The organism is Pseudomonas sp. Sample_23 (assembly GCF_004307595.1).
Taxonomy (GTDB): domain Bacteria; phylum Pseudomonadota; class Gammaproteobacteria; order Pseudomonadales; family Pseudomonadaceae; genus Aquipseudomonas; species Aquipseudomonas atacamensis.
The window spans coordinates 1-7989 of record NZ_RCNX01000105.1; the positions used below are offsets into that span (position 1 = coordinate 1).

The following is a 7989-nucleotide window of genomic DNA, read 5'->3' on the forward strand; positions in this document are numbered from 1 at the left end:
GCCGAGGTCGAGCTGACCTTGAAGAATATTCTGGACGGCACTGGCACCTATATCAGCCAGATTTGATGGCGTCTGGACAGGCCCAATCGCTGGCAAGCCAGCTCCCACAGGTTTTAGCGGCGTGCAGGCAATTTATGCAACGCAGCGATCACTGTGGGAGCTGGCTTGCCAGCGATGGGGCCGGAACTGCCGGTCCAACACTCCCCTGCTACAAAAAACCACCAATGCGCCCCGGTATTTCCCGCGCTTTGCACAAATGCCGTTAGTCGCCACCCCCCGCGATGGATTAAAGTAACGCCCCCAGCCCTGGCGTATGACGTATGCCCTCGGCCATCCCTTTCCAGGAACAGTCACCGATGGAACATCGTGAAGCGCTGCTGGCGCTGCGAACCTTTCTTTCAACGCAGATTCTCGGCCAGGAAAAACTCATCGAGCGTTTGCTCATCGCCCTGCTCGCCGACGGCCATATGCTGGTCGAGGGCGCTCCCGGTCTGGCCAAGACCAAAGCGATCAAAGAACTCGCCGAGGGCATCGAAGCCCAGTTCCATCGTATTCAGTTCACCCCCGACCTGCTGCCGGCCGACATCACCGGCACCGAAATCTACCGTCCGGAAACCGGCAGTTTCGTCTTCCAGCAAGGGCCGATCTTCCACAACCTGGTGCTGGCCGACGAAATCAACCGCGCGCCGGCCAAGGTGCAATCGGCCTTGCTCGAAGCGATGGCCGAGCGTCAGGTCAGCGTCGGGCGCAGCACTTATGAGCTGTCGCCGCTGTTTCTGGTGATGGCCACGCAGAACCCGATCGAACAGGAAGGCACCTATCCGTTGCCGGAAGCCCAGCTCGACCGTTTCCTCATGCACGTCAAGATCGGCTTCCCCGACGCCGCTGTCGAACGGCGCATCCTGCAACAGGCCCGTGGCGAGGCGTTGAATGGTGAGACCAAGCCCGAGCGTCGGGTCAGCCAGCAGGCGATCTTCGCCGCGCGCAAGGAAATCCTTGGTTTGTACATGGCCGACGCCGTAGAGGAATACCTGGTGCAACTGGTCATGGCCACGCGCAACCCGGCCAAGTTCGACCCGGAAATGGCCGAGTGGATCGCCTACGGCGCCAGTCCGCGCGGCTCGATCGCCCTCGATCGCTGCGCCCGCGCCCACGCCTGGCTGGCCGGTCGCGACTTCGTCAGCCCGGAAGACATTCAAGCGGTGCTGTTCGACGTGTTGCGCCATCGCATCATTCTGTCGTTCGAAGCCGAAGCCGCTGGCATCGATCAGGATCGCGTGGTGCAGCGGATTCTCGACGTCGTCGCCGTCGCTTGACCCCCATGAACGCCGTCCTGCCCTCCGAACCCGGTATCCGCATCAGCCTCGCCGAGCTGATCGAGATGCGTCACCGCGTGCGCGAGGTGCAACTGTTTTCCACGCCGAGTCAGCGCAGCCCGCTGATCGGCCTGCATCACTCGAAATTCCGTGGCCGTGGCGTCGACTTCGACCAAGTGCGGGTGTATCAGGCCGGTGACGACGTGCGCACCATCGACTGGCGCGTCACTGCGCGCACGCAGGAACCGCACACCAAGCTGTTCCACGAAGAGCGCGAGCGGCCGATTTTCATCATGGTCGAGCAAAGCACGCGGCTGTTTTTCGGTTCGGGGCTGATGTTCAAGTCGGTGCTGGCGGCGCAGGTCGCGGCGTTGATCGGCTGGGCCGCACTGGGGCACAACGATCGCGTCGGCGGGCTGGTGTTCGGCGACAACGAACACTACGAAATCAAGCCTCGCCGGAGCAAGCAGAGCCTGCTGCAATTGCTCAACCGTCTGGTCAAGGTCAATCAGTCGCTGCACAGCGAGCGCGAGCCGGATCGCGATGCCTTCGGCGTGGCCCTGCGCCGCGCGCGGGAAGTGCTGCGGCCGGGCAGTCTGGCCATCGTCATTTGCGACGAACGCGCGTTGTCCGACAGCGCCGAACAACAACTGAGTTTGCTGGCGCGGCATTGTGATCTGCTGATGCTGCCGCTGTCCGATCCGCTCGATCACGCCCTGCCCGCTGCCGGCCTGCTGCGCTTCGCCGAGCGTGGCGCGCAACTGGAAATCGACACGCTGAATTTCGACCTGCGCCAGACCTACCGCGCCCAGGCCGAAGCGCGGATCGCCCGTTGGGAATTGCTCGCACAAAAGCTGCGGGTGTTGCTGATGCCGTTGAGCACGCAGAGCGAAATGGTCGAGCAGATGCGCGAATTCCTGAACCCGCAGCGTCCGGGGAAAGGTCGATGAACGGCCTCGAACAACTGCAACCGCTGATCTCGCCGCCGCCGATCGCCTTCTGGCCGCCGGCGCCGGGCTGGTGGCTGCTGCTTCTGCTGTTGCCGCTGCTGGGCTTTGCCGCGTGGAAGCTGCGACGTTTCATTCCGATGAAGAAACGCCCGGTGGTGCGCGCCGAGCAACCGCTGGATCCGGTGCGCATCGCCGCGCTCGCCGAACTGGCGCAAATGCCCAAACCTTACGATGGCGCTCCGGCCGGCGCCTGGCTGCAACAACTCAACGGCCTGCTCAAACGCCTGTGCCGCAACCACTATCCGTACAGCCAGAGCCACACCCTCAACGGCCGCAAATGGCTGGCTTTCCTCGATAACCGCTGCCCCGCTGCCGGCCTGACGCGCTGGATGGTGCTGGTCGAAGGCGCCTACAAGCCGGAATGCAAACTCGATGACAAAGCCATCGCCGGCCTGACCCAAGCGGTCGACACGTGGATTCGCAAACATGTTTGAGTTCGCCTGGCCGTGGATCTTCGTGCTGTTGCCGCTGCCGTGGCTGATGCGTCTTGTCCTGCCGGTGGCCGACAGCGGCGAGCCGGCGCTCAAAGTGAGTTTCCTCGCCGACCTCGAAGGCCTCGCCCGCCGCCGCGCCCGCGCCAACTTGCCGGCCTGGCGGCAGCAGGCGCCGTTTATCTTGCTGTGGCTGATTCTGCTGATCGCCGCCGCGCGCCCGCAATGGCTCGGCGAACCGCTGCCGATAGCCGCCAGTGGCCGTGATCTGCTGGTGGCGGTGGACGTGTCCGGTTCGATGGATTTCCCCGACATGCAATGGCAGGACGAGGAAGTCAGTCGCCTGTCGCTGGTGCAGCATTTGCTCGGGGATTTCCTTGAAAGCCGCGACGGCGACCGCGTCGGCCTGATCCTGTTCGGCAGTCAGGCCTACCTGCAAGCGCCGCTGACCTTTGACCGGCGCACCGTGCGCGTGTGGCTCGACGAAGCGCGGATCGGTATCGCTGGCAAAAACACCGCGATCGGCGATGCCATCGGTCTGGCCCTGAAACGTCTGCGTCTGCGCCCGGCGCAAAGTCGCGTGCTGATTCTGGTCACCGACGGCGCCAACAACGGCGGCGAAATCAATCCGCTGACGGCCGCAAAACTCGCCGCCAGCGAGGGCGTCAGAATCTATCCGATCGGCATCGGCGCCAATCCCGAGGACAGCGGCTCGACCGGCCTGCTCGGGGTCAATCCGAGCCTTGATCTGGATGAACCGGCGCTCAAGGCCATCGCCGAAATCACCGGCGGCCAGTACTTCCGCGCCCATGACGGCTTGGAGCTGCAAGCGATCAAGGACACCCTCGACCAGCTCGAACCGGTGACTCAGCAACCGACTCAGGCACGCCCGGCGCAAGCCTTGTATCACTGGCCGCTGGCGCTGGCGTTGTGGTTGAGTCTGTTGCTGGTCGTCCGCGAACTGTGGCCGGACAATCCGCTGCAACGCCTGTTTACCAAACAACTGTATTTACAGAGTCCGCTGCCGGACTGGCGTCAGCGCTTGCAGCGTTTGCGCCTGCGGAGGCGCCGATGATCGCGCTCTGGCCGCACTGGTTCCGCCCTTGGTGGCTGTTGCTGTTGCCGCTGCTCGGCTGGCTGCTCTGGCAACTCTGGCACCGACAGAAACGCGCCGGTCGCTGGCAGATGATTCTGCCGCCAGCGTTCCATGCAGCATTGCTCAGTGGCGGCAGCGGGCGCCAGAGCAAACTGCCGTGGATCGCCCTTGGCGTGGCGTGGTTGCTGACGATTCTGGCCTTGCTCGGGCCGAGCTGGGAGCGCGTCGAACAGACCAGCCAGAAACCCGCCGATCCGCTGGTGGTGGTGCTCGAACTGACTCCGGAGATGCTCGCCACCGACTCGCCGCCGACGCGTCTCGAACAGGCGCGGCGCAAGCTGTTCGACCTGTTGCAGGCGCGCAGCGATGCGCAGACCGCCATCGTCGTTTATGCCGGCAGCGCGCACACGCTGGTGCCGCTGTCGGATGATCTGGCGACCAGTCGCAACCTGCTCGACGCGCTCAAGCCGTCGCTGATGCCGGAAGCCGGCCACCGCGCCGATCTGGCCGTGGGCAAAGCATTGGCCTTGCTCAAGCAAGGTGCGCTGGGACAGGGACGGATTCTGCTGATCGGTTCGTCGCTCAACGAAGAGGAACGGCGAGGCATTCGCCGCGCGCTCAATGGCGAGTCGACGCAACTGCTGATGCTCGGCATCGGCACCGCCGAAGGTGCGCCGATTGCCCAGGAGGACGGCAGTTTCCTCAAGGACGAGCAAGGCGCGATCCGCGTGCCGCAACTCGACAGTCCTGGTCTGGCGACATTCCTCAACAGCGTCGGCGGCGAGTATCACCCGGCGCGACTCGACGAGGCTGATCTTGGCGCCCTTGGCCTGCTCAACGGCCCGCGCAGCCTGCGCGACGACGGCCAGACCGTGCGCCTCGATACATGGGCCGATCAGGGCTACTGGCTGCTGTTGCCGCTGCTATTGCTCGCCGCTTGTGCCGGGCGCCGTGGTTGGCTGTTCTGCCTGCCGCTGCTGTGGTGCCTGCCGCAACCGAGCTACGCTTTCGACTTCGAAGACTTGTGGCTGCGCCCCGATCAACAGGGTTTGCACTTGCTCAAGCAGAAACGACCGGCCGAAGCCGCGCAGCATTTTGAAGATCATCAGTGGCAAGGGGTGGCGTTGTACGAGGCCGGCGACTACAGTGGCGCCGCTCAGCGCTTCGCCGAGGGCAGCGATGCCCGCGCCCACTACAATCGTGGCAACGCTCTGGCAAAAAGTGGCGAGCTGGAAGCGGCGATCGATGCCTACGAACAGGCGCTCGAGCTGCAACCGGATCTGCGTCCGGCGCAGACCAACAAGGCGCTGGTGGAAAACCTGCTGAAGCAGAAAAACGCCCCGCCGCCGCCCGAACCGGATAACCAGCCGAACGAACAAAGTCTGCCCGGCGATGAGCCCTCGCCCACCACCGCGCCCCCTCCGGCGGTGAGCAGTGAAACCCAGAGCCAGGCGCAACCGGCCGAGTCGGCCAGCGAACCGCCGCCGACCGCCCCGCCGCTGCCAGGCCCCAATGAAATCCCCGGCAGCAACGAGGAAGAGGAAACCGACACGGTGCCGACCCTGCGCCCGAGCGAGAACAACCTCGAAGGCGAGCAGCGTCAGGCGCTCGAGCAATGGCTGGGCAAGATCCCGGACGACCCGGGCGAACTGCTAAGGCGCAAATTCTGGTACGAACAGCAACAACATCAGGATCAGGAAAACAATCGATGACCCGCTTCACCGCTCTCTTGCTGCCCCTGCTGATCTGCACGGCCACCGCTCAGGCGGCCGAGCTGACCGCCAGCGTGGATCGCAGTCGCCTGAACTCCGGCGAGACGGTCGAGCTCACCCTCGAAACTGACGACGTCACCCAATTCGGCAAGCCCGATCTGTCGGCGCTGGAAGCGCTGTTCGAAGTGCGCGGCACGCGCCAGGTCAACCAGCTCAACACTCTCAACGGCGACAACCGCGCGACCACCCGCTGGATCATCACCCTGCTGCCGAAAGAGAACGGCAGCGTAGTGATTCCGCCGCTGCAACTGGGCGAAGCACAGAGCCAGCCGATCACCGTGCAGGTGATCGCCAGCGACAACCGCGAAGACAACAACAGCCTTGATCCGGTGTTCATCGAAGCCAGCCTCGATCAGACCAACGTCTATGTGCAGGCGCAGGCCATCCTGACGTTGCGCATTTATCACTCGGTTTCGCTCTACGACGACAGCAGCCTCAGCCCGTTGCAAATTGCCGATGCGCGCATCGAACAACTTGGTGACACGCGCACCTACGAAAAAGACATCAATGGCCTGCGCCACGGCGTGATCGAGATGCGCTACGCGATCTACCCGCAACACAGCGGCCTGCTGACGATCGCCCCGCAGACCTTCAGCGCCACGCTGGTCGATACCGCGCCATCGGCAGACGCCTCGGGGCCCAAGCCCGGCAAACTGATGCGCGTGAGCTCGGCGTCGATTCCGCTGACGGTCAAACCGAAACCGCTGACCTACCCGGTCGATGCACCATGGCTGCCGGCGCGCAACCTCAGCCTCAGCGAAAGCTGGAGCCCGGAACCCCACCACACCCAAGTCGGCGATTCCCTGACCCGCAGCCTGACCCTGAAAGTCGAAGGCCTCGCCAGCTCGCAACTGCCAGCCCTGCCCGCCACCGACGTCAATGGCCTGCGCCGCTACCCCGATCAACCGGTGCTGAGCAACCAGAGCAGCGACCGCGGCATCATCGGCAGCCGCGAAGAACGCGAAGCCCTGGTGCCGAGCCGCAGCGGCGCGATCGACCTGCCAACCGTCGACGTAGTCTGGTGGAACACCTTCGAAGACCACCTCGAACACAGCAGCCTGCCCGCACGCACCCTGCAAGTGGCGAACAACCCCAGCCTGCAAATCGACACGCCGGCCGGCACCCTGCAACCGAGTACGCCCGACAACGACACCCTGTGGTGGTGGAAACTCAGCACCCTGATCCTCGCCTGCACCACCCTGCTCGGCTTCGGCCTCTGGTGGCGCGCCCGCTGGCAACCGGCAATCCACCGCGCCGCCCAGACCGGCCCGAGCCCACGCACCCTGCTCGACGACATCAAACGCGCCAGCCAGGCCAACGACCCCCACGCCACCCGCCAGGCACTGGACGCCTGGGCGAGGCAGCAGCCGGAGACACTGGCAGACATGGCCGCGCGGTTTGTGCCGTTGTCGGACGCGTTGGATGGGCTGAACGGCGCGCTGTACAGCGAGACGGGACAGCACTGGCAGGGTGAGGATTTGTGGCGGGCGATCCGCACTATTCCCGCCGCCGAGCGCGTGCAGGATCCGGTAAGTGAGAGTGGATTGCCGCCGCTTTATCCGAAGTGAAAAGTACAAGATCGCAGCCTTCGGCAGCTCCTGCTCACAATTCGTAGGAGCTGCCGAAGGCTGCGATCTTTTGGTCTGAAAGTCTGGAATCAATAAGCGAATTTTGTTTGGACTTGTTCGCCTTCGCGGTATGACATGACGAATGATTTCCATGGCTCCCCACGTCGCATTGCGTTGGCTTTTAGTTCTTTCGCCAGAAAATACACGTCTGAAATATCAAAATCGATCTCGGCATCCGTCACTTCAATGCCGTTCTTTTCGACTGTCAACTCGGCTTCCATAAACCCTTCTCCCATCTCAATCTCGTAACGAAAAGAGTCGTAGCCGTGGACGATGCCGCCATGAACGATTCGGAAAATGCTTTTAATGACTTCTAGATCTTCGATGAGCATGCCTGTCCTTTCGACGCCCCGTGGTTCAATAACCAAATTTCGTTCGCACTTGTTCACCATCGCGATACGAGAGCACAAAGGATTTCCATGGTTCGCCCCTTACAGCTGCATTTTCGTGAAGCTTCTCCACGAGCATGTAGATTTTTGAATTATTGAAATCCGTTTCGGCATCCCATCTCTCAACACCATCTTTCTCAACGGCAAGTTCAGCTTCCATATAGTTACCGCCCCATTCGACGCTGTAGCTGAAAGCATCGTATCCCTTGACAATCCCGGGATCGACTAACTGAAAGATCTGGTTGACGAGTTCAATATCCTGAGTAATCAAGCCTTTACCTCTAGTAACTGCTTGGCTTCTTTTTAAACGTCACGGTTTTTGGCTCGCCATCTGTCGTGTACGTCAG

At 62.7% G+C, this 7989-nt stretch carries 8 protein-coding genes; 6 read left to right on the forward strand and 2 right to left on the reverse strand.

From position 1 onward, the window contains the following. The first annotated feature begins 356 nt into the window (after positions 1–356). From D8U82_RS27605 to D8U82_RS27630, 6 genes are read left to right on the forward strand one after another with little or no spacing between them, the layout of a single operon-like run. On the forward strand, positions 357–1316 hold the full coding sequence (locus tag D8U82_RS27605; RefSeq protein ID WP_007913915.1) for a MoxR family ATPase: 960 nt from the start codon (positions 357–359) through the stop codon (positions 1314–1316). Positions 1317–1321: 5 nt separating this feature from the next. Next, a complete protein-coding gene (locus D8U82_RS27610) occupies positions 1322–2266 on the forward strand; it encodes a DUF58 domain-containing protein (protein WP_130903347.1) in 945 nt (314 codons plus the stop codon). Then, on the forward strand, positions 2263–2760 hold the full coding sequence (locus D8U82_RS27615) for a DUF4381 domain-containing protein (RefSeq protein WP_122750528.1): 498 nt from the start codon (positions 2263–2265) through the stop codon (positions 2758–2760). The genes D8U82_RS27610 and D8U82_RS27615 overlap by 4 nt, the downstream gene beginning before the upstream one ends. After that, positions 2753–3832 (forward strand): VWA domain-containing protein, encoded by a 1080-nt coding sequence (locus tag D8U82_RS27620; protein ID WP_122610882.1) that lies wholly within the window; start codon positions 2753–2755, stop codon positions 3830–3832. The genes D8U82_RS27615 and D8U82_RS27620 overlap by 8 nt, the downstream gene beginning before the upstream one ends. After that, complete coding sequence (locus D8U82_RS27625) at positions 3829–5565, forward strand: tetratricopeptide repeat protein (protein WP_130903348.1); 1737 nt, start codon at positions 3829–3831, stop codon at positions 5563–5565. The genes D8U82_RS27620 and D8U82_RS27625 overlap by 4 nt, the downstream gene beginning before the upstream one ends. Next, complete coding sequence (locus D8U82_RS27630; protein WP_130903349.1) at positions 5562–7193, forward strand: BatD family protein; 1632 nt, start codon at positions 5562–5564, stop codon at positions 7191–7193. The genes D8U82_RS27625 and D8U82_RS27630 overlap by 4 nt, the downstream gene beginning before the upstream one ends. A gap of 89 nt (positions 7194–7282) precedes the next feature. Here D8U82_RS27630 and D8U82_RS27635 read toward each other — a convergent pair whose 3' ends face one another. After that, complete coding sequence (locus D8U82_RS27635) at positions 7283–7585, reverse strand: hypothetical protein (protein WP_125918477.1); 303 nt, start codon at positions 7583–7585, stop codon at positions 7283–7285. Positions 7586–7610: 25 nt separating this feature from the next. Beyond that, positions 7611–7913 (reverse strand): hypothetical protein, encoded by a 303-nt coding sequence (locus D8U82_RS27640; protein WP_130903350.1) that lies wholly within the window; start codon positions 7911–7913, stop codon positions 7611–7613. Between the last annotated feature and the right edge of the window lie 76 nt (positions 7914–7989).

Excerpts from the sequence above, each read along its gene's own strand:
- D8U82_RS27605 (WP_007913915.1), top strand. The coding sequence starts at position 357 with ATGGAACATCGTGAAGCGCTGCTGGCGCTGCGAACCTTTCTTTCAACG.
- D8U82_RS27610 (WP_130903347.1), top strand. The coding sequence starts at position 1,322 with ATGAACGCCGTCCTGCCCTCCGAACCCGGTATCCGCATCAGCCTCGCC.
- D8U82_RS27615 (WP_122750528.1), top strand. The coding sequence starts at position 2,263 with ATGAACGGCCTCGAACAACTGCAACCGCTGATCTCGCCGCCGCCGATC.
- D8U82_RS27620 (WP_122610882.1), top strand. The coding sequence starts at position 2,753 with ATGTTTGAGTTCGCCTGGCCGTGGATCTTCGTGCTGTTGCCGCTGCCG.
- D8U82_RS27625 (WP_130903348.1), top strand. The coding sequence starts at position 3,829 with ATGATCGCGCTCTGGCCGCACTGGTTCCGCCCTTGGTGGCTGTTGCTG.
- D8U82_RS27630 (WP_130903349.1), top strand. The coding sequence starts at position 5,562 with ATGACCCGCTTCACCGCTCTCTTGCTGCCCCTGCTGATCTGCACGGCC.
- D8U82_RS27635 (WP_125918477.1), bottom strand. The coding sequence starts at position 7,585 with ATGCTCATCGAAGATCTAGAAGTCATTAAAAGCATTTTCCGAATCGTT.